Here is a 416-nt window from a genome sequence, read left to right as displayed (position 1 = left end):
ATCGTGGACGAACGCGGCGCCTATGACGATCGCGTCACGCTGCGCCTGCCGGTGGAACGCCCGGCGCTGTGGAGCGCCGAAACGCCCGCGCTGTATCGCGCCACCGTCGCCCTGCTCTCCCCCGAGGGGGAGATTATCGAGGTGGAAGCCTATGACGTCGGCTTCCGCCAGGTGGAAATCAGCGGCGGGCTGTTGAAGCTTAACGGGCAGCCGCTGCTGATCCGCGGCGTTAACCGCCACGAGCATCATCCGCGCCACGGCCAGGTGATGGACGAAGCGACGATGCGCCACGACATCCTGCTGATGAAGCAGCACAACTTCAACGCGGTGCGCTGCTCGCATTATCCCAACCACCCGCTGTGGTATCGGCTGTGCGATCGCTACGGGCTGTACGTGGTGGACGAAGCCAATATCGA

At 64.4% G+C, this 416-nt stretch carries 1 protein-coding gene; it reads left to right on the top strand.

What is annotated here, in order from left to right:
* On the top strand, positions 1-416 hold a 416-nt coding region (locus N825_RS35765), incomplete at both ends, for a glycoside hydrolase family 2 TIM barrel-domain containing protein (RefSeq protein ID WP_037462493.1).

The organism is Skermanella stibiiresistens SB22 (assembly GCF_000576635.1).
Classification (GTDB): Bacteria; Pseudomonadota; Alphaproteobacteria; order Azospirillales; family Azospirillaceae; genus Skermanella; species Skermanella stibiiresistens.
The sequence above is the reverse complement of the archived record's forward strand: the minus strand, read 5'-3'. Positions and strand labels throughout refer to the sequence as shown.